This window comes from Armatimonadota bacterium, assembly GCA_020354555.1.
Lineage (GTDB): Bacteria > Armatimonadota > Hebobacteria.
The window spans coordinates 4,797,562-4,821,575 of sequence record CP070648.1 but is presented as its reverse complement, the minus strand read 5'-3'; the positions used below and the strand labels follow the sequence as shown (position 1 = coordinate 4,821,575).

Genomic DNA, 24,014 nt, shown 5'->3' with positions numbered 1-24,014 from the left:
CGACCGGCTGTTCACCGAAACAGTGCTCCGGCATCCGCCCAACCGCATGGTGCTCTCGCGCGAAGCGATGCCGCGTTTCTCAAAACTCGCGCCCGCAGCCGCCAACATCTTCGACAACCTGCACATGCTGCACGGCATCATCTACGACATCCTGGCTTACCCCGAATTAACCATGCAGCAGAAGCGCCGCGAACTCTATCGGGTTCTCGATCTAATGCTCGCACGACCCGGCGACATGTCGCTCGCGGCGGACTTTCCGATACCATATCCCGACTACGACCCCACCACCTACGACCTGCAGATATGGACGAGGGATGCGGGCGAGATGGGACGCATTATGGGCATGACGATGCCCGCGCAGCTGGAACACCACCCGCCCGCTCACGCGGCCATGCAGATGCCCGAGGATCGAATCTCGGATCTCATGGCCAGGTACGAGCGCGGCGAAGTGAAGATCCGGGGCATACGCTATTGATTCAGGGAAGGGAGCGCGATTGGATGAAGACTTCCGTCATCAGCTTGGCATTGGCCATTGCGGCGGGACTGGCGTCTGTCGCTCCTTTGCCCTGCTTCGCCGCCGACCATCAGGACCTGGAAGAGGGCCTGCCGACGCGCGTCGAGGACGCATATCCGCATCCCTACCGCGCGCGCGAGGTGCAGGCCGCCGTGCGCTACCTCAACGAAGACGAAGGCGACCTTGGCGAACTCGAGATCGGCTTCGACTATGGCGCCGCGAGGAACCTCCAGGTCTCCCTGGCGGCACCGTTTCTCTTCGGTAGCGGCGACCGCGCTGGCAATGGCGATGTGCGACTTCACGCCCTGTACAACTTCAATACGGAAACGATGCGCACGCCAGCGTTGTCACTCGTCCTTGAGAGCCGATTTGCGACTGGCACGGATTCCGAGGGCACGGACGTTTCCGCGAAGGCGATCATGACCCGCACCATCGGGACGTGGGCGGAGCGCGTCCACGTCAATATCGCCTACACCGACGTCGGTTCCCCTGAGCCAGGCGATCGGTGTCAGGTCTGGTTCGCCGGGATCGGCTACGACCGGCCGCTGAGCTTCGACGAACTGTTGATCCTCGATGCGTTCTGGGAGCAATCGGATGAGCGGGACGGCGACGACTCGATCGTGGTCGAGGTGGGTGTGCGCAGCCAACTCACCCCCTGGTCGGTGCTCGCGTGGGGGGCGAGCACGGCGCTTGCGGGCGATGCGCCGGACGTGACCGCGACGATCGCCTATCACTACAGCTTCTAGGGCTTGCGTAGGAAATGCCGCTGAGTTGCGGTGGCCGTGGGCGGCAACCATCCACCTCGGCCGGCTCAATTGCGCAAGCCAGCGATCGGCACTAGCGGGGTTGCAGCGCGGCCGCGGTCGTCCGGTTACGGGCTCACCGCGTCTTGTGATATTCGAGCTGCCCGTCGAGCGCGTGGGGCGCGACGCGCTCGAGCAGGGCGCTTGCCTCTTTCGCCGACATCGGCGCCCACGCGCGGACGATCTCCAGGTTCTCCGCGAGCACCTCCAGCGAATCCATCCCGCTCACCAGCGTGTGAATGGGCAGCGTCAACGCGTAGCTGATCGCGTCCTTTGCGCTGACATCCGCCCGAAAGATGCGCCCGCCGGACAGGCTCTTCATGCCGATGACGCCGATCCCACGCGCCCGGAGGAGCGGCACGATCTCGCGCGTGAAGCTGCGGAAGTAGAAGTCGAGCAGGTTGGTCGGAAGCTGCACCGTGTCCCACGCGAAGTCCTCGTTCAACATCTCGCGGAACAGCTCGGGCCAGCGATGTCCGGTGAAACCGATAAAGCGTATCTTCCCCGCGTCCCGCGCTTCAACCGCCGCCTCGATCGCGCCCTCGGAAAAGATGCGCTGCGGCTCCCCCTCGTGGATGATCTCGTGGAATTGGAGCAGGTCAATGCGGTCGGTTTGCAGTCGCTCCAGGCTCTCATCCAACTGGCGCTTGAAGGTCGCGGCATCGCGGCCGTGGTTCTTCGTCATCAGGAAGACCCGGTCGCGATAGCCGTCGCGCATGGCCTGACCCATGCGGCGCTCGCTTTCGCCTTCGTTGTAGCACCAGGCGTTGTCCAGGAAGTTGACGCCCTCGTCAATCGCCGTCCGAATGATACGTATGCCCAGCTCGGCGTCCTTGACCGCGCCGATGTGGTACCCGCCGACGCCAAGCACGGCCAACTGGACGCCGGTTCCACCCAGAATGCGCGTCGGTATGCCGTTGATGGGCGAGCCCTGACACATGTGCTGCGTCCTTTCAGCGCCGCCAGCAGTTGTGCGGCTCTCCGCCTCATATTCTGAATGTGCCCTGTGCATCCTTGGAGTCTCATCAACACTTGTCTGACCAAACGGCAAGATACGGGCTCAGTTCCGACGCAGCGGCACAACTGCCTCCGCCTGCGAAAGGCGGCCCGACAGAACCGCGGGTGAGCCGTCACGCGAGCCATGAGCGCTCGGGTGCGCCCGCCGAACTCGAATCCTGGCTGAGCAGGAACACGCCCCTTCGCTTGCCGAACTTCCCCATGATGGATTCGCCCGCCGAGAGCATCTCGGGCGGAAGAGCCCAGGAATAGGAGACGTGTCTTGATGTCGGATGTGAAATGGCTGACCCGCGGAATCCTGGCAGTCGGCCTCGCGCTCGCGCTCTCTGCCGCCTGCGCGGGCGCCGACCTCGAGCGAGCCATCGTCTGGAGCGCTAAGATCGCCGGCGGCGTTGGTTCATCGCCGGTCCCGTATCCCTCCGCGGACGCGCCCGACAGCGTCGTCATCACCACTGGCGATAACAAGGTCGTACGGCTCGACGCGAAGGGCGAGGTCATATTCGAATACGACCTCGGTGATGGCATCGGCGCGGTGCCCGCGTGCGGCGATGTGGACGGCGACGGCTCGGTGGATATCGTCGCGGGCACGGTGCGCGGGTATATCGTGTGCCTCACCGGCGACGGGCATCTAAACTGGTCGTGCGATGTGCGTTACGCCTTTGTGAACTACGCGTGCGTTGTGCTGTCGGAGCGCCCGGGCGGCGGCTGCGACGTCCTCCTCAACAACCCGGACGGGTGGCTCACGTGCCTCGACCCGAATGGCCGCATCCGCTGGCGCTACAGGATCGCAGAGGAAGGGCCGATCTCGTCTCCCGCGGCTGCCGACCTCAATGGCGATGGCAAGAACGAATTCGTCTCCGGCATAGATGCCGAGCGCATCGTGGCGCTCACCAACGACGGCCGGCTGTTCTGGGAGTTCGCGGATCCGCACAACTTCGGCCGATGTCACGCGGTGGTGGCGGACGTTGAGCGCGACGGCAAGCCCGAGGTCTTCATGCTCAAGACCGATGCGGACAGCATGGTCCACTGCCTGGACGGCGCGATCGGCAGGCTGCTGTGGGCCGCGCACGTTCCCGCCAAGGGGTTCTGCGCGCTGACCGTCGCCGACATCAATAGAGATGGCTTCGATGAGATCCTCGTCGGCACGAAGTACAACGAGCTGCGGGCGTTCTCGCACACCGGCGAGCCGCTGTGGGTGACCACGATGGGTGGCCACGGTATCTTCTGGAGTTCCGCGGTCGCGGACGTTGACGGAAACGGCGAGCTGGAAATCGTGGTCGGCGTTCGGCAGTCCGGTGTCGAGGGGAACTCCCTCTACGTCCTCGACACCGCGGGCAACGTGCTCGGGGCGTATCCGCAGGAGGGCGAGGCGAACGTCGCGCCGATGGTTGCCGACCTCGACCGCGACGGCGCGCTCGACGTGGTGAGCTGCTCGCGCAACACGGTCTTCGCCTACCACTTCGGCAGTCCCGCGAAGGCGGGCGAGGTGTTGTGGCCGTGCTACCGTGGGAACTCCGCGCTGAACGGCAATCGTCTCACCGCGCGCGCCGCCGTCGCCGCCGCAGCAAAGGCGGCCGCCGCACGTGAAGGCCGACTGCTGCCCGCGACGTTCGAACCGGTTCTCGGCGACACGCCGGTGACGGCAACCTGGGAAGCTTCGACTCCCAGGCAGGGATACGTGGAAATCGCGGTCACGAATCCGCGCGGCGTCCTGGTCACGCAGGCTTTCCGCACGACGCGGGACGAGCAGTCGGTGGAGGTGCTGATTCCATTCCGTCACCGCGGCCGCTACCAGATCACAGCTCGACTCCTGGACACCGCGGCGCGGCGCGTTCTGTTTGAGGAAACGCGCGCGCTGACCTACGAGTCGCTTGCGGCCGAGCGACGCATGGTCGAGGAAGCGATTGCGGACCTCGAGCCGCCAGCAACACTTGCGTCATCCGTCCCGCACATCTCTGCTGGGTTGGAGCGGCGCCGCGCCCAACTGCGCGCGATGCTCGCGACCCTCCAGGCCCGCGTCGCGCAGGTATCCACCGATGCCGAGTTCCCGGAAGCCGTCGTCGCAGAAGCGGCGGCTCTGCGCAGCCAGATTGGCCGTGAGAAGGCGTTCGCTGAGTTCGCGCGCGGAGCAGCCGAGAACGCGCCTGACCTGCGCTTCATCGCCTGGCACGATGCCAACCCGTGGGACGACGCGGATCCCCGTGATGATCTCCCGCAGGCCACTTCCGCCGAAGCGACCTTCGCCGGTTGGGCGTACGGCAACCAGCGCGAGGACTTCTGTCTTAACCTGCTGAGCCTCAGCCCGGACACGTACAGCGTCCGCATCGAGCCGCAAGACCTTGTCGGCCCGGGCGAAGCGAAGGCGCCGTGGCAGGAGCATCTGAGTGTCCTCGAGGTCGTGTGGATGCCGACCCGCTTCGGCGGCGAGGTGCCGGACATGCTGCCGGAAATGAACCCCGGCCGCACGGTGCAGCTTGCGCCCAGCAGGTTCGCACAGGTCTGGCTGGTCGTGGATACGAAAGGCCTCGCGCCGGGCGAGTGGAGCATCCCTGTGCGTCTGCAATCCCTGACCATGTCGGCCGAGGCCGTCGACGTCACCCTGCGCCTCGATGTGCTCCCCGTCGAGCTTCCGTACCCATACCCCTGGAAGATGTGCAACTGGGCGTGGCCGATGGGATTCCCCCAGCCGCTGCGCGACCGCGTGATTCGGAATCTCATCTCGCACGGGTCGAACGTGATGTACGCAAACGCCCCGGCGCGCCAATGTGACGAGCAGGGCGAGTTGATAGGGGAGGTGGACTGGTCGCAGCTCGATGCCCTTGTGGCCGTGGCGAAACCGGGCGACCCGTTCCTGTTCTTCACCTCACTGCCTCTCAGCGCCCCGCAGGGCATGACGCGAGAAGCGCCGGAGTGGAAGAAGGCGTTCAAGGCGTGGATGCAGGAATTCGTCGCACACCTCGCGTCGATCGGCATCACCTACCGCGACTTCGCGTTCTATCCCGTGGATGAGCCGGGCAACTCAGGCCACAGCGGCATCGAGCAGCTCATCGCGGAGGCGAAGATACTGCGCGAAGCCGACCCCAACGCGCCTGTGTATGCCGACCCGGCGGGCGCGGCATATACCTTGGAATGGATTCGCGAGCTTGATCCGTGGGTTGACGTATGGGCGCCGTCGAGCGGCCTGTCGAATCGCGCTGACTTCCACGCGGTCATGTCCGCGCGCAACCGCCACGTCTGGATGTACGACGCGCCCGGGAACATACGCGTCCTCAGCCCGCTGGGCTTCTACCGCAGGCAGCCGTGGGTGGCGCTGCGCAACGGCGCCCGCGGGTCGGGGTTCTGGGTCTATTACTACTCCGATCTCTGGGGTGTCGGCGAGAAGAACGAGCCCGACTACGGGACGGTGCACATCGACCGGACGCAAGTCGTGGACGCGCGGCGCTGGCGTTCCGCGCACGACGGCGTGCAGGACGTGACGGCGGTGCTCCTGCTCGACGACGCCGTCGCGGAGGCGGAAACAGCGGGCGTTGATGCCGCGCTGTGCGAGCGCGCCCGAACCACGCGCGCCGAAGCGGTCAACGCCGTCAGTGCCGGCTGGGACGAAGACCTGCCCGAGCTGAGCTGGGAGGTCCTGAAGCGCGAGCGGCGGCGGGTCGCGGATGCGCTCGTTGGACTGCGCCGGGCCATCGCGGCGAAGCAGGGCTGACGCGCGCTGACTGCTATCCGTACAAGGCAGAGGTGCACCCGCCTCGGGCGGGACCGAGGTGAGGGTGGCTCGTAATCGCCGCGCACGCCCGCCGCGAGCGACCTCGCGGGATCGCGGGGATGCCGGAGAGGCCGCACCTTTGGGCGCGGCGTCCCCAAATCGCGCCCATTGTAGGGCAGACATTCCTATGCCCGCCATTCTGGGGTATCGGCGGCCGTAGGTACGGTCGCCCTACACATCCAGACGCGTGGCGCAGCCGCGCGTGCCCCTTCCATCCCACCAGATCCGCGTTCATCCGCGTCAATCGGCGGCTGAATCCGGGGCCTGCCTACCGCTTGTTCACGTCGAGGTAATCGAACATCCGCCCGTCAATATCGTACGCCATCATGCGCAGTGTGTTGCCGGAAATCGCGACGATGCAGTAATGGTGATTGCTCGCGACCTTGGCGGTGAAGTAGCTGCGCTCGGGCGCGAAGTCCTCCAGCGGAGCCCCGCCGCCGCCCGCCTGCAGGTAGATCACTCCGCCGTTGTGGTTCACCTTCCCCCCGCGCATCGGCCACGTGCGCTCGTAGCTGTGGATGTGGCCGACGAACACGACGTCAACCCCGTAGTTCTCGTACAGCCGCGCGAGATGCCGCAGGTTCAGGTGCCCGAGCGTGGACTGCTCCTTGGTCGTGTCGCCATAGTCGTTGAGATCGGAGCTGTACAGGGGATGATGGTGGAACACGAACTTCCATCGCTCGTCGGCGCGGCGCAGATCCTTCTCCAGCCACCTGTACTGCGGGCTGTCGGGCGAGACATCCTGGTTCGTGTCCACCGCGACGAAGTGCGCGTTGCCGTAGTCGAAGGAGTAGTAGTTCTCGGGCTGCGGATACGAGACGTAGTAGTAGTACCAATCCGCATTGCGCTCGTGATTGCCGATTGACGCGTACATCGGCACGCGCGCCATCAGCGTCGCGGCCGGCGCGAGCCACTGCTCGATCCACTCCTCGTACACGTTGCCGTCCGCGCACAGGTCGCCGACGTTGATCACGAAGTTGGGGCGCTCGGCATAGCAGAGATCCGCGATCCGCCCCCAGTTCTCGGGGTTCGAGCGATTGTCGCCGACCACCGCGAAGGCGAATGGCGTGCCCTCAACAGCGGCCGTCTTGAAGGGATACACCTCGCTCTCGACGCGCTCGCCGCCGGCCTCGGATATCACGCGATAGAAGAACACCAGCTCGGCAAGCAAGCCGGTGATTGTGACCTCGTGCATCTTCGCCTCGCCGGCGCTCTCGCACCGCAGCGTCGGCGGCGCCGCGGTGCCGTACTCGACGACGGACGACGCAGGCCTGTTCGTCTCCCACATGATGGTGATGCTGTCCCGGGTGACGTGCTGCTGATACGGGCCGATCTTGATTCGCAGCGGCTCGCTGGAGTCCTCCGCCGCGCGCGCCGGACCGAGCGCCGCGAGCACGAGAACGACTACAGCCAACCCAGCTCTGCACGTACACCGACTCATCTCATGCCTCCAATCGTCTCGCATGCCGCAAAGATTCGGGATCGCCGCGTTGGAATTGCTTGCAGTCCCGTGAGAGAACAGGTGAGGCCCAACGACGTCTGCCGCGCGCCCTGATCCACCCCCCCCGGGCGCGATTCCCGCTCGCCGCCATCGTCCTTCACCGCGATGGCCGAAAGCTCTCGCGGCGGTTGACGTACCGATCCGCCGACATCGCGGCAATCGCGCCGTCGCCCGCCGCGGTGATCGCCTGCCGGAAATCCGTGCACCGCACGTCGCCCGCGGCGAACACCCCGGGGATGCTCGTCGCCATCGTGGAATCAGCGCGGATGCAGCCATCACCGGTCAGCTCCAGGGCCTCATGCAGGAAGTCAACTACCGGCTTGTTGCCCGCGAGGTAGATGAACACCCCGCCGACCTCCAGCGTCTGCGTCGAGCCGTCGGCCGCGGCGAGCACGATCTCCTTGACCTGCTCCTCGCCGCGGACCTCGGTCAGTTTCCGCTCTTGGAGCAGCTCAATCCGCGCATCGGCCTCGACAGCGCGCTGGCCCTCCTCGCCGACTGACAGATTTGCCGACGGCGCCACCAGGTACACGCGCTGCGCGAACTTCGCGAGCAGCAGGGCGTCGTCCACCGCCTCTTCGGTTTTGCCGACCACCGCCACGATCTGGCCGTCGTAGAACGCCGCATCGCAAGTCGCGCAGTAGCTCACCCCGCGCCCGAGGAATTCGTCCTCGCCCGGCACGCGCGAACCGCGGCCCATCGCGCCGGTCGCGACGATGACCGTCTTGGCGGCGCGCACGCCCTCGGTGGTGAAGACCTGCTTGGGATCGGCGTTGAAGTCAACCCCCAGCACAGGGGCCTGAAGGTATTCCGCGCCGAGATCAATCGCCTGCTGCTTGATGATGCCGGCGAGCTTGACGCCGGGCATGGGCTTGGTGCAACCCGGGAAGTTCGCGATCCACGGCGCAACCGCCAGCGACCCACCGACCTTGGCCTTGTCAATGACGAGCGTCCCCAGCCGCGCTCGGGCGGCATAGATGGCGGCGGTTCCGCCTGCGGGCCCGGCGCCGATGATGACGAGGTCATAAGTCTGCTGCTCGCTATCGTTCAACGCGGCTGTCCCTCCCGCTGAAAATAACGCAGCGCCTCTTGATTAACCCCGGCGCCTCGGCTCTCCTGCTTGACGTCGCAGCGGGGCGGCGCTGGCACGCGGCTTCGATGGCCTTCAGTGACAGATGAATGGCTGGCGGCCAAGGGTCAGCAATTTGCACGATTGAAACAACGCAGCTTGTAAGGTCGTGCCCACAAGTGCCCCCAATTCGTTGGGCGGGAGGGAAGCAATGTATGCCGGAAGCGACATGGTTGTCCACACACTCCGCGAGCTTCCTGGTAACCTTCGGCGCAACAGCCGCTGTCGGCGAGATACCGAGCGGATGGCAGCCTTCCCAGGAGGCGCTCGTGGCGGAGTCCTGCCGCATCTTTGTCACACGACCGATACCCGAGGCCGCCCGCCAGCGCCTTTGTCAGGCATGCCTCAACATCGAGGTGAACGCCGAAGACCGTGGTCTCACGCGCGATGAGTTGATACGGAATCTGCGCGACCGCGACGCCGTGCTCACGTTTCTCACCGACCGGATTGACGCGGAGATCATCGAGGGCGGCGGTGAGCTGCGGGTGATCGCCAACTGCGCCGTCGGCTTCGACAACATTGACGTTAGGGCGGCCACCGCGCGCGGCATCATCGTCACCAACACCCCGGACGTCTTGACCGACGCGACGGCGGACCTCGCCTGGGCGCTGCTCATGGCGGTTGTGCGCCGCGTCGTGGAGGCCGACAGGTTAGTGCGCGCGGGCAAGTTCCGCGGATGGGAGCCGGGGCTGCTGCTCGGGTCGGACCTTGTCGGGAAGACGCTGGCCGTGATCGGCACGGGGCGCGTCGGCAGCGCGTTCGCGATGCGCTCGAAGGGCTTCAACATGCGCGTAGTCTATGTGGACGAACGGCCGAATGATGCCCTTGAGCGCGAACTCGGCGCGCGCCGCGTGGATCTGGAAACGGCGCTGCGCGAGGCGGACTTCGTTTCCCTGCATGTTCCGCTGACGCCCGACACGCGCCACTTCATCGGGGCCGAACGCCTGGGCATGATGAAGCCTACGGCTTACCTCGTCAACACCGCGCGCGGAGCAGTCGTGGACGAGGCGGCGCTGGTGCAGGCACTTCGTGAGAAGCGCATCGCCGGCGCCGCGCTGGATGTCTTCGAGAACGAGCCGCAGCTCACCGATGGCTTGGCGGAACTGGACAACGTCGTTCTCGCGCCTCACATCGGCAGCGCGACGGTCGAGACGCGCACGCGCATGATCATGCTTGCCGCGGAGAACGTGTTCGCGGCGATGCGTGGCGAGGCGCCGCCGAACATCGTCAACCGCGAAGTGGTCGAAGACCGCAATGGGCGTTGATCGAACGAGGGATGACGAGCGAGCAGCGCGAAGAATCCGCTGGGGCGAGACCGCGCGCCGGGAGAAGACAGTGGTCAGTCGGCGGGAATTCCTGAGAGCAGTCGGCTTCGGCGCCGCTGTGGGACTAATGGAATGTCGCTTGATATCCGCATCAACTGAGCAAGGAGGAAACGAGAGTATGCCACACCATCACGAACTTCCGGAGTTGCCTTACGCGTACGACGCGCTGGAGCCGTACTACGACGAGCAGACGGTTCGACTGCATCACGATATCCATCACGCCGGATACGTGAAGGGCTTGAACGCCGCGGAAGAGAAAGTCGCGGCAATGCTGAAATCGGGCGACTTCGCGGCCGCGAAAGCGGTGTGCGGCGAGTTGGCTTTCCACGGCTCCGGGCACATGTTGCACTCCATCTTCTGGACCAACATGAAGCCGAACGGCGGCGGCGAGCCGGCGGGGGAACTCGCGGCCGCGATCGCGAAGCAGTTTGGCAGCTTCGAAGCGTTCAAGGGGCTCTTCCTTGCGGCGACAAATGCGGTCGCCGGCTCGGGTTGGGGCGTTCTGGCGTATCGCAAGGCCGACGACGCGCTGATTGTGCTGCAGGCGGAGAAGCACGAGAACCTGACCCAGTGGGGCGTCGTGCCCATCCTCGTCCTCGACGTCTGGGAGCACGCGTACTATCTGAAGTACCAGAACCGGCGCCCTGAGTGGACGAAGGCGTTCATGGACAGCCTGGTCAACTGGGATGACGTCGCCAAGCGCCTCGCCGCCGCCTAGCGCGCATTACTCATGCGCGCACGAGTGATGGTCAGGATGCACGCACCTCAGGCCTAGTATGTATAATCCAGACTAGGGCAAGTAGCACGCGCGGGACGCGATTCGCGCCGCGCTGAGCACGTCTGTCGGGCGGCCGCTCTGATGCGCGTCATCGGCATGACGCGGCCGCCGTCGGCGATCTGCGCCCCGGAGTCGGCCGGGACGCGAAGAAACATATGGCGGAGTCCGGCTGCGCGTCTGCCGTCGGGGATACGTTACGGCATGGGCTCCGTGACTCATCGGAACGGAGGGTGCAGAGAGGCAATGGAAGTCCCAAAACAACCCCCGGAGTTTGACCTGATACCGCACAGCCGCACGCGCTTGGCGATCGGCGAGCGCGTCAGCCGAAGCCGGCGGGAAATCCCGCACTTCGATCTGTTCGTCCAGGCGGACGTCGGCTCGCTCCTCGACGACCGCGAGCGCAGAAAGCAGAGCGGCGACGGATTCGTGCCGACGTACAACGACCTGTTCATCTACATCGTCGCCAGGGTCATGCCGGAGTTCCCGGTTCTCAACGCATGGTGCGAGGACGAAGGCCTGAAGGTGTTCAAGCCGGTGCACCTCGGCTTCGCCGTGCAAACCGACCAGGGCGTGTTGCTGCCGACGGTGTTCGACGCGAACAAGAAACCGCTGCGCCAGATCAACGAGGAGGCGCTGGAGCTGACGGAGCTTGCGCGCAAGGGCAGGCTGCGCGCGAGCTTCCAACAGTGGGCCGGCTTCACCATCTCCAACGTCGGCCCCAAGAAGATCGACGCGTTCGACGCCATCATCAGCCCGCCGCAGACGGGGATTCTGGCGATCGGACCTATCGCAAAGCGCCCCGTCGTGTCCGATGACACGGTCGTCGTGCGGCCGACCGTGTGGCTGGCGCTCACGGTTGACCATCGAGTCGTGGACGGCGCGGTGGGCGCCGAGTTTCTGTCGGTGCTCATGGAACGGATCCAGTCCTGGTCCGGCGAGGAGGAGTAGCGTGCCGACAAAGCCGCCGACCGAACAGTTGGTGAGCATGCTCGAGGACATGCTCCGCGTACGGTTCTTCGAGGAGAAGCTCGACCAGGAGATCTTCCCGGCCGGGCTCATCCGTGGGCTGACCCACCTCTACATCGGGCAAGAGGCGACCGGCGTGGGCGTGATCCGCGCGTTGGAGGCGCAGGACTACGTCCTGAGCACGCACCGCGGCCACGGCCACTGCCTGATACGCGGTTCCGACCCGATGCGCGTGTTCGCCGAGATCATGGGCCGCCGCGACGGTGTCTGTCGGGGCAAGGGCGGCTCGATGCACCTCTGCGACATGGAGACCAACTTCGTCGGCGCGAATCCCGTCGTCGGCGCTAACATACCGATCGGCGCTGGTCTCGCGTTAGCCTCGAAGTATCTGGACAACGGGCGCGTGACTGCGGTGTTCTTCGGCGACGGCGCGATGAATACGGGCGCGTTCCACGAGACGGCCAACCTCGCCAGCGTGTGGAAGCTGCCCCTGTTCATGATCTGCGAGAACAACCGCTATGCGATCTCGGTGTCGGTCGAGCGCGCCAGCGCAGTCACCGACCTCGCCGACCGCGCCGCCGCCTACGGCATCTGGCACGAGAGTGTTGACGGCATGCGCGTATGGGAGGTGTACGACGCCGCGCGACGGGCAGTGGAAGTATGCCGCAGCCATCAGGTGCCAGTGCTGCTCGTCGCCAATACCTATCGCTTCGTCGGCCATTACACCAAGGACACGCTGCGCTACCGCCCGCCGGAGGAGGCGCGCGACGAATTCCGCGAGCACGACCCGATCCATCTCCTGGAGCGCGAACTCGGCGACGATCACACTGTGCCGATGGATGCGCTGGTCGAGCTGCGCGAGCGCGTGAAGCGGGAGATTGACGACGCGGCCGAGGCCGCGAAGCAGATCCAGCCGCCGCCGACGGAATGGGCGATGGAGGACGTCTATGTCACGGAAGCCTGAGGCGTCGAAGAAGGCGGGACCCGGCGTGCGGGAAGTTGCCTATGCGCTGGCGGTGCGCACTGCGCTGCGCGAGGAGATGCTGCGCGACGACCGTGTTTTCCTCATGGGTGAGGACATCGGCGTGTACGGGGGCGTGTACGGCGCGACCCGCGGCCTGCAGCGCGAGTTCGGCGAGGAGCGCGTGCGCGACACGCCGATCTCCGAGGCCGCTATCGCCGGCATGGCCGTCGGCGCCGCCATCGGCGGGCTGCGGCCGGTGGCTGAGATCATGTACTGCGACTTCCTGTCCATCGCCCTCGACGCGATCGCCAACAACGCCGCGAAACTCCGCTACATGAGCGGCGGGCAGTTGGAGATACCGATGGTGATCCGGACCTCCGCCGGCGGCCACGGCTACGCGGCACAGCACTCGCAATCGCTCGAGACGTGGGTCACTCACATCCCGGGGCTGAAGGTGGTCACGCCTGGCAACTGCGGGGATGCGCGCGGTCTGCTGAAGTCCGCGATTCGCGACCCGAACCCGGTCGTGGTCATCGAGCACAAGGCCCTGTACCAGACGACGGGGGCGATGCCGGCGGAAGAGACGCTCGAACCGATCGGGGTCGCGAAGGTAGTGCGCGAGGGCAAGGACGTGACGCTCGTTTCGTGGTCGGCCATGGCCGGCGAATGCGTTGCGGCTGCGGAGGAGGTGGCAGACGACGGCATAGAAGTCGAGGTGATAGACCTGCGCACGCTGCTGCCCGTGGATCTCGAGCCGGTGATCGACTCCGTGCGCAAGACCGGCCGCCTCGTGGTCGCCCACGAAGCCGTGACGTATTGCGGGCTCGGGGCCGAGGTCGTCGCGCAACTGACTGAGCGCGCGTGGGAGCATCTCAAGCAGGCGCCGGTGCGCGTCGGCTCGCGCTTTGCCCCGATACCCTTCGCCGAACCGCTGGAGAATCACGTCATGGCGGACCGGTACGATGTCGTCGAGGCCGTCCGAGCCTGCGTGAGACAATAGCGCGGCCGTTCTCCGTCGGGAACGATGGTAGGGCGACCGTCCTCGGCTGCCGATGCGGTAGCGCAGGCATCTCGCCTGCGAAACGCGGGAAGCGAAGAACAAGGGAGGTAGCGCACAAAATGCCGGCACTCCGAGTGGACAGCAAAGCCCCCGATTTCAAACTGACTGACGCCCAGCGCAGCGCAGTGAGCCTGTCGGGTCTGCTCAAGGACGGCAAGCACATTGTCCTTGCCTTCTACCCGGCCGCGTGGAGCGGGGTGTGTGGCGACGAGCTGACGCTGTTCCAGGAATCGCTGGACGAGCTTGAGCGCCTCAACGCCAAGGTCGTCGGCATCTCGGTGGACAACTTCTGGTCGAATGCGGCGTTTGCCGAGAACCGGGGCATCACCTTTCCGCTGCTCTCCGACTTCCACCCGAAAGGCGCGGTCGCCGAGAAGTACGGCGTGATGCGCGATGACGGCGTCACCGAGCGCGCGCTGTTTGTCATCGACCGCGACGGCACGATCCGCTACTCCTACGTCTCGCCAATCGGGGAGAACCCAGGGGTGGGGCGGATACTCGATGCGCTCGAAGGAATGGGGGAAGGCGGGGCGTGAGCGGCTTCGACGCGCCGGACAGGCCTGATCGCCTGCGCGTTCCGGTCTCCGAAGACGACTGGACGCGTGGGGCGGAAAATGCGCCGGTGACGCTCGTCGAGTACACGGACTACGAGTGCCCCCTGTGTCGGGCGGCGCACTCAGTGGTGGAGCGGCTGTTCGAAGCGGAAGGCTCGCGCATCCGGTTCGCCGTGCGGCACGTTCCGCTCGTCAGCAGACATGAACACGCGATGGACGCGGCGATGGCGGCGGAAGCCGCGGGGCGACAGGGCAAATTCTGGGAGATGCACGAGCGGCTGTTTCGTGACCCGCCGCAGCTCGGCCGCGATCACCTCCTGCGGCATGCCGGGGAACTGGGGCTTGATGTCGAGCGATTCCAGGCTGACCTCGACGATGACGACCTGGCGCGCAAGATCCGCGAGCAAAAGCGCGAAGGCGTGCGCAGCGGCCTCAACACGACCCCCACATTCTTCATCAACGGCGAGCGCTATGACGGGCCGCAGGACTTCGAAGGACTGTCGAAGGCTGTCCGAGACGCCGCCGGGAATCGGCAGGAGACGGGCTGACAACGCGATGACCGCGCTCGACGGCATACCTCAGCTTCCGGACATGCGCGAACTGACTCTCGACGATCGCGCGCTCATCGAAGGGCTGCTCGCCCGCGACCGGCCGGACACATCCGAGTTGACCTTCACGAACCTGTTCATATGGCGGCACGCCTACGAGTTGCGTCTCAGCGGCGTTGACGACACGCTGTGTATCTTCGCCTGGCGCAGCGATCCCGAGGATTCGTTCCTTCTGCCGCCGCTTCCGCTGTCGTCGGGAAGCCCGCAGGGGGTCGCGCGCGCGCTCGAGCACATGGCGCAGAACGGGCACGACGCGAAGCTCTGCCGCGTCTCAGCCGCCCAACTCAAGACGATGGGCCTTGACGCCGAGCGCTTCGCCATCGAACCGGATCGGGACAACTGGGACTACGTGTATTCTGTCCGCGACCTTATTGAACTCAGCGGCGACAAGTACCACGGCAAGCGCAATCACATCGCGCAGTTCCAGGCCAAGCATGACTTCGAATACCGGCCGCTGACGCCGGATCTCGTGCCTGCGTGCGAGGAACTGCAGGATATGTGGTGCGACGAGAGGCACTGCGATCTGTCGGCGACCCTGCGCGCAGAATCACGCGCCGTTAAAGAGGCGCTGCGCAACCTGGATACGCTCTCCGCCGTTGGCGGTTGCATCCTGGTCGAGGGCAAGGTCCAGGCCTTTACCGTCGGCGAACCCCTCAACGACGATACGGTAACGATTCACCTGGAAAAGGCCAACGCGCAGTTTCACGGCCTCTACCAGGTCGTGAACCAGCAATTCCTCGAGCATCAATGGCAGGGGTACGCGTTTGTGAACCGACAGCAGGACCTCGGCATACAGGGACTCAGGAAAGCGAAGGAGTCCTATCACCCGCACCACATGGTGGAGAAACACATCGTGCGGCTAAAGAGGTAGCACGTGCAGGGGGGAATTCGGGGGACACACACTTCAATTCTTCCATTCCACCACTCAAGCGCTCAACCGGGCTGCCGCGGCCCCTCAGCCCTATGGGCCGCGGCAGCCACCGGGCGGACAGACAACACTGCGCGACCCACAACGGCGGTCCTCCAAATGTGCGTGACCGGGCCGCGCCCCGCCTTCGTGATGCGTCACAACTCCACAGTCACCGTCTTCGCCGAACGGATGACCACCGGCCCCAACAGTCCCGACTCGACGAGTTCGCTGTCCTTCCACCAGAAGCGCCATGTCGTGAACGTATAGCGCTCCGTCCTAGGGCGCGGCTTGCCGGACCAGAGCCAGTCCGGCCATGCCTTCAGTCTGTTACCCTCCCACTCGACCTCCGGCGGCAACTGTTCATCACCGATGAGGCGGTTGGGCCACAGGTTGGTGACCTTGATCTCCAGCGTATTCTCGCCAGCCTTTAGCATCCCGGTGACATTGACGCGGAACGGCGCTTTCCAGAGTGCGCCGAGGTAACGCCCGTTCAGGGTGACCTCGGCGAAGTTCTTGACCGATCCGAGATCGAGTACCACGTCGCGGCCTCGTCCCAGAGCGGACGCCGGAACAGTGATATCCTTGATGTAGGTCGCCGAGCCGGAGTAGTACCGGATGCCCTCTTCCGCGTTGTCGGTCCACGACGCAAGTTCGGGGAACGTCGCCTCCGGCGGAGCGCCCCATCCGGGTGTGAAGCGGACGGTCCACGGCCCGGTCACCTGCAACTCGTCAGCACCGACGCCTACCGGTATCGTTTGCATCGCGCCCCATGCGGTGCGAAGCTCGTAGATCCCTGCGCGCCACGGCGTGAGGATCGCCGTGCCCGATGTCTTGAGGCGTAGGAACCACTGGGACTGCGCAGCCAGCCGCGCCTGCGAACTCAGCAGCACCGAGCTGCCCTCATCCGCCATTGCCTGCATCGGCTTCCCGTTGAGCAGATACTCGACTCGCAGCCGCTTCACCGCCATTGGCACGGGGTCGCCGAAGACCTCGTTCGTCGCCGGTATCTCAGTCTGGCCTGCGGCCACCATTGCGGCGACGCGCGCAGTGACGTCGCCCCAGCGGCTTCCGTCCTGGGCCTCGTAGCGCGCGAGCGTCACCTCGATGCGCTCCGCCTGCGGCTTCGGACCAGCGGGCCCGGAGCGCGCGACGTGAGTCAGGTGATCACCCTTCGCGGGCTTGCGGAAGACGACGAAGACCGACGCAGCGGGCTCCATGCGAAGCGAGACGACCGTGCGACTCCCGGTTGCGCGCCACAGCGGCGCAAGCTCGATCGCACCGGTGTCTGGGTGCCATAGCTCCGGCAGCTTACCGTGCACCCGGAACCGGCAATCTACCGCCACGTTCCGGTATTGCTGATTCGAGACGAAGTAGACCTCAGCATCGCCGATTCGCCGGTGAATATAGGCGAGCTTCGCGCCGCCTGCCGCCCGATAGTCAAAGTCCCACGGCGTCTTCAGCAACATGAAGACCTCGCGCATTGTCACGCCCCAAAGCACGCGGCCCTTGCCGTACGCGCGCTGCTTCACGGTTCGACCGTCGCAGTTGCCCCAGACCTCTTCGCCGATGGCCGCCACCTCGGCATCGCACTGCGGGTAGCCCTGAAGGCTCGGCGACTGCTCCGGCTTCGGCCCGATGACCGTCGCCCCCGCCCGCACGAGGTCGCGTATCTTGCGTGCCAGCGCGGGCGTCATGAACCGGCTGTCGGGGAGGACGAGCACGCCGTAGCTCATGCCGTCGGGAAGCACGATGCGCCCATTCCTGACCGCCATCCGGTTCATCACCACTGTCGCGTCACATCCGTCGTAGTCGTAGCCGGCTGGCAATTGCGGATTCAGCCACGGACGGCCGTCCAGGTTGTTGGGACCCGCCTCGCCGGTGAAGTAGCAGGCATCGGCCACGAACTTGCCCGACTGGAGTAGGTACTGGCAGCGGGCGATGTAGCGGAACCACGCGGACGCCTGGTCCCACCACGTGATCGTCCGCTCAAGATGCGTGCCCCATGGGCCCATCGTCATGCCGGGGTAGAGATCCATCCACGGCTGGTGAGCGTACCGGTGGAAGATGTAGCGGTTGATGCCCTGGGTGAAAACGTAGTCGCCCAGCGCTTTGATACCGTAAGGCTCGACCAGCCAGCGCCCACGGCGCTCGTCGGCGGTAAACGACTCTGCGCCCACGAACTTGCGCGCGTTCGTGTGCGCTGCCGATGCCGCGATCTTCAGCGTCTCGCCGGCGCCGGCGTTGGGCACCCAGAATTCGCCCATGGGCACGTCGGCCAGCCCGCCGCACTGCAGGTTGTCGAATCCGCCGTTGCCGTAGGGCTCGACCGAGAACAGCATGTCGTGCTTGCGGCACAATTCCGCGAAGTAGCCGTAGTAGTTGGCCGCCCACAGATCGGCCACCGTGCGGCGGAAGTCCCAGAGGAAGCGTTCGCTTTGCTCGAGGCTCTCGACGACCCGGCCTGTAATCGCAGGCAGGTAAGGCATCGGGTCGTAGCCGCGGAGACGCACAAACTCCTCGCGGAACCGAGGCGTCCAGTTCTGGTAGCCGGTCTCGTAGCTGTCTATGAGCGCGTTGTTGAGCGTCGTGCCAGTCAGCGGTCCGGCCTCGGCGATGACCGCGCCCATGAAGCCCGGCCAGAAGGCGTCCATGGCCTCGCGGCTGAGCTTGTCCACCTCCAGCCCGCGTCCCGAGGCCGGCGCCGGCGCGTTCTGGGCTCCGGTGCATGTATGGCCCATGCGGAGGACCGTCCATTGGCCATCGGGCACATCCCAAGTCAGCTTGCCCGAGGTGTCCATGTGGCTCGTAATGTCAACAACACCAGATGCCGGAATGCCGGCGGGGGCACCGGGCGTCAGTTCGGGATCTCGCATGGGCGGCCTGGCGAATGATGCTTTCGGGCCGATGCCGGCAATGCGATACGCGGCAGCGGCCGAGTCCTTCGGCGTCGGGATGGCGAAGACGGCGATGTCGCGGTAGTAGTCCCGGCGCGTTGGGGGCTGTTCGAGCACGGCATCGAAGAGCGCGGGGCCGGTTACCGTCTGCTCCGACCAGGTCAGCATTTGCATGGCGTGTTCGGGGCTGACCCACGGCCCGCCGCTGCTCGACCATCCCGCGCAGTTATGGACGCAGACTTCGAGACCGAGTCGCGCGGCCTCAGCGATGGCGTGCCGCGTATGCTCGCGCCATTCCTGGCTCATCACGGGCACCGGGCCGTCGGGGATGCCGCAGTCTACGTTGAAGATCTGCACCCCGCCGATGCCCGCGCTCCGCATGGCTTCGAGGTCGGCGGTGATGCCCGCCTCGCTCGAGTTGCCGTTCAGCCAGTGCCACCACGTGTGGGGTTTGGCCGAATCGGGCGGGCGCTCGAAGCCGGCAGCGAGCGAATCCGCTGCGGCGCGAGCCGCAAGAGGCATCCCTGCGAGCAGCACGGCCACGAGCATCAAAGCTGTGCACGCGCCCTTGAGAATCGCGGCGGCTCGCGGATGCTGTGGGCGAGACGTGGATCTTGTCACGATGGCATGACCTCCGTGCGGGATTGGCCATGGGATTCGGCGTTGTCCGAGGTGATGCCTGCCGCAACCTAGGCGGTGCCGAAATAGGCCTCTGTCGCGGCAGTAGCATCCCTGCGGCACGGCGAATTGTCATGTCCGTGTGAAGCCATATCGCGACCGCATTGCATCTGTACTATCGGAAGTAACGCGCTATGGAGGCCATCATGGCTATGGTGTCGTACGATTTCGATGGTTCCGGGGTAGTGCTCCTGGTCGCCCTGTTCGCCTGGCTGGCGTGGAATCGCTACCTGCATCACAAAGAGCTGATCCTGCTGCACGAGCGGGGCGGCGAGTGGCAGGCCTTGATAGCCGACCGTGAACGCTGGCGGATTCGCGGCGGTATAATCGCCGGTGCGATCGTGCTGCTGCTGGGAGCAGGTGTGCTCGCGGCAGGCTTGGTGGTGATGGACACCGATGAGGCCGGCGGAGGCGTGCTGGCGAGCCTCGGAGGCGCTGCCGCGGCTGTGGGGCTCGTCGTGCTGGTCGCTCATATCATCTGGGGATGCAGGCGGAGCGGTACTGCCGAATGCTCGGACACCGAGAGCACTTCATGAGCGCCGCTGCAGCGTGTCTGCTCGCGCGACTGTCGTCCGGCGGGCTTACGCCGGAGGCGGCCGATTCGAGGCTGCTGGCGCTGGCGCGCCGGGGCGACCCGTCGGCTCTCGACGAACTGGTCCGGCGCCACCAGACGGTCGTGTATAACCTGGCCTATCGGATGCTGCGCCAGCGCGAGGACGCCGAGGACGTGACCCAGGAGGCGTTTCTCAAGGCATTCGAGGCCCTGCCGCGCCTCAAGGATGACGCAGCGTTTCGCTCGTGGCTGTCGCGCATCGCGGCCAACCTATGCCTGATGCGGCTGCGCTCACGCCCCGAGCGCGCAGGACTGCCGAGTGAGGTCGATAGGATGCCGGCGTACGGGCGGAGCGAGAGCCACTCCGGCGCCGACGTCGCGATCTCGGTTCGCGACGCGATTGCTCAACTGCCGCCGAAGTACCGGCTGGCCGTCGTCGCATTCTACATCGAGGGTCGATCATACAAGGAAGCTGCAAGGCTGACGGGAGTGCCGGTGCTCACGCTCAAGACACGGCTGTACCGCGCCCGCAGGATGCTGCGGGATCTGCTCGGACCGTTGGTCTTGAGGGAAGGGAATCCCGAGGATGAGATGTAGCCGCGTTCAGAGCCGTCTGCAGGCGTTCGCGGACGGCGCGCTGACCGAACGGGAGGCGCGGGGGATCGAGCGGCACGTGAGCGGTTGTGACGCATGCCGGCTCGAGTTCGAGTCCTTGCGCGCTCTCGACCATGGCTTGTCGGCGGAGCCGCTGGCCGAGCCGCCGGCCGAACTGCGTGCGGCGATCCTCAGTCGGGCGATAGCGAAAGCCGGCCGCGCGGGCTTGCTGCCGGTGCCCCGATGGCTCGACGGCATCACATACGCCGGGTTCGCCCTCGCCCTGCTCGCCGCGGGCGCTGTCGGCCACGCCGCTGCTGGGGTATCGGTCACATTGCTGCAGTTCACCGTCAATCTCGGAAGCGCCGCCGTCATCGTGCTCTGCGGCGGAATCGCGATACTGGCCTCGCTCCTCTACGGAACCCAATACTGATACGCCAGGGAGGATTGGGATGCAGCGCGTCAACGAGTTCGAGTGTGAGTTCCGCTTCGGCGACAGCGGCCCGAAGTACTTCATCCGCGGGCCGAAACACGAGTGGGGCGTCATCGTCTTCCATCCCGGGCAGACGCTCGGCGCCCATCGCCACCGCGAGGTCGAAGAGACGTTTTACTTCGAATCGGGCGCGCCGATCATGGTCGTGGACGGGGCCCAGCACCGCGTCACACCCGGCGATGTCTTCCGCCTCGACCCGGGCGAGGCCCACGACATCATCAACGATAGCGACCAGGACACCCGCATCATCTTCATCAAGTGCCCCTACCTGCCGGAGGATAAAGAAGCGGTGGACTGACCGGACGCCCGTACGGCGCGGCATTGGCCCGCGTCCGTTGGCGCAAGACGGCCGGCCGCGACGCCCCGCCTACAGCGCGATCTTGATCACTAGCTTGCGCACGATCGCATCGGAATCGAGCCGGCAGCACGGCATGTGCGCATCTTCGGGGTAGAAAACGGCAAACATGCCGGCAGTCAACGCGACCGGTGTGTACCGGCTAGGCCGCGCGTAGAACGCGATGTCTTTCCCCGCGTCGTGGGGCGTCTCAACCGTCAGCGTTTCGGTCGGCGCGTAGCCGATCATTTCCGTGCCGGCGGCGATGTACTGCACATCAGCATACCGCCGGTGGGCCTCGAACAGACTGCCCTCGACCGGCTTGGGCGCGTAGCTCTGCGGCAGTGCAAAAAGACGAGCGCCGTCGATCTCGATGCGGCCCTCCGGTAGGTCCTCGCCCGCATGCTGCTCCAGCCACTCGAACGCCGGCCTCAGCTCGGCCAGCTGCGCGTATCGCCGCCAGTTCTTCAGCTCATCAACAATCATCGGCCTGCCCTCCCATGACGCGCCACAGCGCCTCTCGCCTCGCGTCGCTTTCGCGCCCGGACTCAACTCTCCAGCAGCTCGCGTCGCGCGCGGTCGACGACTTGCTTCACCTTCGCCAGCATGTCTCGATCCACGTCGGGCGGGCGATAGCGCGCTATTACTTCGTCGAACTGCTTCTGCGCGCGCTCGAGCAGCCGCCGATCCGGGTGTTCCTCCTCGCGTTCGCTTCGCCACACGCCGCGATCCAACAGCGCCGGAAACCACAGGTTCTGGCGATAATGCCGCAGCGTATGCTCCGCTTCCAGATACGACGACTCGATGCCGGAGCCGATGTCGAGAATCGTGTCGAGTGCGATGCTCTCCTCGTCCACCGGCGCGCCGGCCGCGAATCGCCACAGACAGCTCTGCAGCTCGCGGTCAATGAGCAGTTGCAGCGGCGAAAACGTCTTGCCCGAATCGAGCAAGCCGGCGCCCAAGTGCGGATGCGAGCCGGTATGCGCCGCGATAGTCAGCGCCTCGAACGCCTTCTCGAAGCCCGCCTGGTAGCCCGGGGACTTCGCATTAGTGTAATCCGCGCCGCCGGCGACACCGACGCGCCCGCCGAAGCGGCGGCGGAATAACTCGACGCACCCGATGTCCTGCACCATCGCCTCGGGCGAGCAGAAGCTGACATTGCCCGTCGCCATGTCCACCGACCCCGAGCAGATGCCGCCCGACACCGGCAGGTCCGGGTCGAGCGCGAGCGCCGCCGCCCAGCCCGCGAGTATGTCCGCAGCGGCGACGACGATCACGCCTGCTCGTGTGACCGGCGCGGAGACGCCGCTGACCGGCTGCGTGCCGACGCCGCGCGCCAGTTTGCGGCGCGACATGTCCACCATGTAATCCGCAGAACGGCGGTCCATCCGCAGCGGCGATACCATGAAGACGCCGCCGGTCAGGAACCGGTTGGAGTCGCCAGCGCAGATCTCGCCGATTTCTTCGAGGTACGGAAACTGAGACGCGAAGTGCGGGTACACATGACCCGGGCGCGCCGTGTGTTCGAGCAGCACCAGCGCCGCCTCCAGCGGCTCTACCGGCGGCGGTTGCTCGCGCATGATAAGGACGTGCGACACCGACTCGCGCTCATCCAGCGCGTCGCCGAACTGCACCATCCGCACCAGGTCATCGCGATTGCCCGGCCGTCGTTCGCCTCCCTCGTGGTCGTAGTAGAACTGCGCGATCTGGAGCGCGATGCCGGGGAGTGCGCCGTCGGGCGACGCGGGCTCCCAGAACGCCGTTGTCGGCGCGCGCTGCTTCTGATGCGCGACGACGGTTTCGATCACCTGGCGCGGGAAACGCGCCCGCTGCGCGTGTCTATCCACCTCCGCCCCCGCGGACTGGAGCGCATCCAGAATCGCGTCGGACTGGAACATCACGCCCGCACGCTCGAGCACGGTCAACGCGGCATCGGCAAGCTGGTCAAGCTGGTCGTCGGTGAGAATATCGAGACAGCGGTTCATCTTTGGGCTCCGATTCATTGCGATCGGGGCGTTCCTTGCGCCTCGGTTCCGCACAGGGCATTGAGCGGCGCTGCCGCTCCGGGATCCGGCGCCCGCCGGATACGCGCCGGCAGGCTAGCCTTCGGCCGGTATCAGGCACAGGAAGCGCAGCACGTCACTCCCGGGGTTGACGAACTGATGCGTTTCGCCGCCGGGGACGAACGCCGCGGTTCCGGCCCGCAGCGGTCTGCGCTCGTCCGGGGAAGCCACTTCCCCCTGCCCCGCGAGAACGAACACCTCGTGCTCCCAGGCATGTTGGTGCAGCGGGGTATTACCGCCGGGCTCGACCTCGAACATGCGCATCACGAAACTCGGCGCGCCCATCTCAGGCCCGATGAGCACGCGCATCGCGACGCCCTTCGCCCCCTCCATAGCTACCGGCTTGGCTTCGACATCCATCGCGTCAACGATCCGCATCTCGACTCCTCCCTCGCTCCGGCTTCACCCCGCACGGTGCCTGCCGCGCGCCCTCGTCTCTTCGCCCCGTACTGGCGCCTTTCCTCGCCGTGACTGTGCGGCGCTGCGGCGAAATCGGTACGACGGCCCGGA

The 24,014-nt window shown here is 65.9% G+C and carries 22 protein-coding genes; 15 read left to right on the top strand and 7 right to left on the bottom strand.

Translation table 11 applies throughout. The features are described from left to right. Together JSV65_19820 and JSV65_19815 are read left to right on the top strand one after the other, a co-directional pair. Nucleotides 1–475 (top strand): hypothetical protein (locus JSV65_19820; GenBank protein UCH34734.1); only part of this gene is annotated, 475 nt, incomplete at its 5' end. A gap of 23 nt (nucleotides 476–498) precedes the next feature. Next, entirely contained in the window at nucleotides 499–1,260 is a 762-nt protein-coding gene (locus JSV65_19815) for a hypothetical protein (protein ID UCH34733.1), read from the top strand. 133 nt (nucleotides 1,261–1,393) lie between these two features. Here the strand turns inward: JSV65_19815 and JSV65_19810 are convergent, their stop codons facing one another. Then, on the bottom strand, nucleotides 1,394–2,257 hold the full coding sequence (locus JSV65_19810) for an aldo/keto reductase (GenBank protein UCH34732.1): 864 nt from the start codon (nucleotides 2,255–2,257) through the stop codon (nucleotides 1,394–1,396). 342 nt (nucleotides 2,258–2,599) lie between these two features. Between JSV65_19810 and JSV65_19805 the strand changes: the two genes are divergently transcribed. Beyond that, on the top strand, nucleotides 2,600–6,040 hold the full coding sequence (locus JSV65_19805; protein UCH34731.1) for a PQQ-like beta-propeller repeat protein: 3,441 nt from the start codon (nucleotides 2,600–2,602) through the stop codon (nucleotides 6,038–6,040). A 328-nt stretch (nucleotides 6,041–6,368) separates the two neighbouring features. Here JSV65_19805 and JSV65_19800 read toward each other — a convergent pair whose 3' ends face one another. Beyond that, nucleotides 6,369–7,514, bottom strand: coding sequence for a metallophosphoesterase family protein (locus JSV65_19800; GenBank protein UCH34730.1), 1,146 nt, complete (start codon nucleotides 7,512–7,514; stop codon nucleotides 6,369–6,371). A 184-nt stretch (nucleotides 7,515–7,698) separates the two neighbouring features. Next, nucleotides 7,699–8,652, bottom strand: a complete 954-nt coding sequence (locus JSV65_19795; protein UCH34729.1) for an FAD-dependent oxidoreductase — start codon at nucleotides 8,650–8,652, stop codon at nucleotides 7,699–7,701. 233 nt (nucleotides 8,653–8,885) lie between these two features. Here JSV65_19795 and JSV65_19790 point away from each other — a divergent pair, with 233 nt between their 5' ends. The 8 genes from JSV65_19790 to JSV65_19755 all read left to right on the top strand — a co-directional run bounded on the left by JSV65_19790 (nucleotide 8,886) and on the right by JSV65_19755 (nucleotide 15,856). Then, nucleotides 8,886–9,995, top strand: coding sequence for a D-glycerate dehydrogenase (locus tag JSV65_19790; GenBank protein UCH34728.1), 1,110 nt, complete (start codon nucleotides 8,886–8,888; stop codon nucleotides 9,993–9,995). A gap of 178 nt (nucleotides 9,996–10,173) precedes the next feature. Further along, a complete protein-coding gene (locus JSV65_19785) occupies nucleotides 10,174–10,773 on the top strand; it encodes a superoxide dismutase (protein ID UCH34727.1) in 600 nt (199 codons plus the stop codon). Between the two features lie 303 nt (nucleotides 10,774–11,076). Then, on the top strand, nucleotides 11,077–11,781 hold the full coding sequence (locus tag JSV65_19780; protein UCH34726.1) for a 2-oxo acid dehydrogenase subunit E2: 705 nt from the start codon (nucleotides 11,077–11,079) through the stop codon (nucleotides 11,779–11,781). Between the two features lies 1 nt (nucleotide 11,782). Further along, on the top strand, nucleotides 11,783–12,763 hold the full coding sequence (locus JSV65_19775; protein UCH34725.1) for a hypothetical protein: 981 nt from the start codon (nucleotides 11,783–11,785) through the stop codon (nucleotides 12,761–12,763). Between the two features lie 25 nt (nucleotides 12,764–12,788). Then, complete coding sequence (locus JSV65_19770; protein ID UCH36858.1) at nucleotides 12,789–13,763, top strand: alpha-ketoacid dehydrogenase subunit beta; 975 nt, start codon at nucleotides 12,789–12,791, stop codon at nucleotides 13,761–13,763. A 119-nt stretch (nucleotides 13,764–13,882) separates the two neighbouring features. Next, nucleotides 13,883–14,359 (top strand): peroxiredoxin, encoded by a 477-nt coding sequence (locus tag JSV65_19765; protein UCH34724.1) that lies wholly within the window; start codon nucleotides 13,883–13,885, stop codon nucleotides 14,357–14,359. A gap of 32 nt (nucleotides 14,360–14,391) precedes the next feature. Then, entirely contained in the window at nucleotides 14,392–14,925 is a 534-nt protein-coding gene (locus JSV65_19760; protein UCH36857.1) for a thioredoxin domain-containing protein, read from the top strand. Between the two features lie 7 nt (nucleotides 14,926–14,932). Continuing rightward, nucleotides 14,933–15,856, top strand: a complete 924-nt coding sequence (locus JSV65_19755; GenBank protein ID UCH34723.1) for a DUF2156 domain-containing protein — start codon at nucleotides 14,933–14,935, stop codon at nucleotides 15,854–15,856. A gap of 194 nt (nucleotides 15,857–16,050) precedes the next feature. On the opposite strand, the gene JSV65_19750 is transcribed toward JSV65_19755, so the two are convergent. Beyond that, complete coding sequence (locus JSV65_19750; GenBank protein UCH34722.1) at nucleotides 16,051–19,410, bottom strand: hypothetical protein; 3,360 nt, start codon at nucleotides 19,408–19,410, stop codon at nucleotides 16,051–16,053. Nucleotides 19,411–19,613: 203 nt separating this feature from the next. Here JSV65_19750 and JSV65_19745 point away from each other — a divergent pair, with 203 nt between their 5' ends. From JSV65_19745 to JSV65_19730, 4 genes are read left to right on the top strand one after another with little or no spacing between them, the layout of a single operon-like run. Continuing rightward, entirely contained in the window at nucleotides 19,614–20,003 is a 390-nt protein-coding gene (locus JSV65_19745) for a hypothetical protein (protein UCH34721.1), read from the top strand. Next, a complete protein-coding gene (locus tag JSV65_19740; GenBank protein ID UCH34720.1) occupies nucleotides 20,000–20,617 on the top strand; it encodes a sigma-70 family RNA polymerase sigma factor in 618 nt (205 codons plus the stop codon). Before JSV65_19745 ends, JSV65_19740 begins: the two co-directional genes overlap by 4 nt. Continuing rightward, complete coding sequence (locus tag JSV65_19735) at nucleotides 20,607–21,047, top strand: zf-HC2 domain-containing protein (GenBank protein UCH34719.1); 441 nt, start codon at nucleotides 20,607–20,609, stop codon at nucleotides 21,045–21,047. The genes JSV65_19740 and JSV65_19735 overlap by 11 nt, the downstream gene beginning before the upstream one ends. A 19-nt stretch (nucleotides 21,048–21,066) precedes the next feature. Continuing rightward, a complete protein-coding gene (locus JSV65_19730; protein UCH34718.1) occupies nucleotides 21,067–21,405 on the top strand; it encodes a cupin domain-containing protein in 339 nt (112 codons plus the stop codon). A 69-nt stretch (nucleotides 21,406–21,474) separates the two neighbouring features. On the opposite strand, the gene JSV65_19725 is transcribed toward JSV65_19730, so the two are convergent. The 3 genes from JSV65_19725 to JSV65_19715 form a co-directional block, all read right to left on the bottom strand. Continuing rightward, entirely contained in the window at nucleotides 21,475–21,927 is a 453-nt protein-coding gene (locus JSV65_19725) for a YhcH/YjgK/YiaL family protein (GenBank protein ID UCH34717.1), read from the bottom strand. A gap of 62 nt (nucleotides 21,928–21,989) precedes the next feature. Further along, the gene (locus JSV65_19720; GenBank protein ID UCH34716.1) at nucleotides 21,990–23,426 is read right to left on the bottom strand and encodes a trimethylamine methyltransferase family protein; all 1,437 of its coding nucleotides are present in this window, start codon (nucleotides 23,424–23,426) and stop codon (nucleotides 21,990–21,992) included. Nucleotides 23,427–23,540: 114 nt separating this feature from the next. Continuing rightward, a complete protein-coding gene (locus JSV65_19715; GenBank protein UCH34715.1) occupies nucleotides 23,541–23,882 on the bottom strand; it encodes a cupin domain-containing protein in 342 nt (113 codons plus the stop codon). Nucleotides 23,883–24,014 lie beyond the last annotated feature (132 nt).

Coding starts and splice junctions, on each gene's coding strand:
- JSV65_19815 (UCH34733.1), top strand. CDS start 499: ATGAAGACTTCCGTCATCAGCTTGGCATTGGCCATTGCGGCGGGACTG.
- JSV65_19810 (UCH34732.1), bottom strand. CDS start 2,257: ATGTGTCAGGGCTCGCCCATCAACGGCATACCGACGCGCATTCTGGGT.
- JSV65_19805 (UCH34731.1), top strand. CDS start 2,600: ATGTCGGATGTGAAATGGCTGACCCGCGGAATCCTGGCAGTCGGCCTC.
- JSV65_19790 (UCH34728.1), top strand. CDS start 8,886: ATGCCGGAAGCGACATGGTTGTCCACACACTCCGCGAGCTTCCTGGTA.
- JSV65_19785 (UCH34727.1), top strand. CDS start 10,174: ATGCCACACCATCACGAACTTCCGGAGTTGCCTTACGCGTACGACGCG.
- JSV65_19780 (UCH34726.1), top strand. CDS start 11,077: ATGGAAGTCCCAAAACAACCCCCGGAGTTTGACCTGATACCGCACAGC.
- JSV65_19765 (UCH34724.1), top strand. CDS start 13,883: ATGCCGGCACTCCGAGTGGACAGCAAAGCCCCCGATTTCAAACTGACT.
- JSV65_19755 (UCH34723.1), top strand. CDS start 14,933: ATGACCGCGCTCGACGGCATACCTCAGCTTCCGGACATGCGCGAACTG.
- JSV65_19745 (UCH34721.1), top strand. CDS start 19,614: ATGGCTATGGTGTCGTACGATTTCGATGGTTCCGGGGTAGTGCTCCTG.
- JSV65_19740 (UCH34720.1), top strand. CDS start 20,000: ATGAGCGCCGCTGCAGCGTGTCTGCTCGCGCGACTGTCGTCCGGCGGG.
- JSV65_19735 (UCH34719.1), top strand. CDS start 20,607: ATGAGATGTAGCCGCGTTCAGAGCCGTCTGCAGGCGTTCGCGGACGGC.
- JSV65_19730 (UCH34718.1), top strand. CDS start 21,067: ATGCAGCGCGTCAACGAGTTCGAGTGTGAGTTCCGCTTCGGCGACAGC.
- JSV65_19725 (UCH34717.1), bottom strand. CDS start 21,927: ATGATTGTTGATGAGCTGAAGAACTGGCGGCGATACGCGCAGCTGGCC.
- JSV65_19720 (UCH34716.1), bottom strand. CDS start 23,426: ATGAACCGCTGTCTCGATATTCTCACCGACGACCAGCTTGACCAGCTT.
- JSV65_19715 (UCH34715.1), bottom strand. CDS start 23,882: ATGCGGATCGTTGACGCGATGGATGTCGAAGCCAAGCCGGTAGCTATG.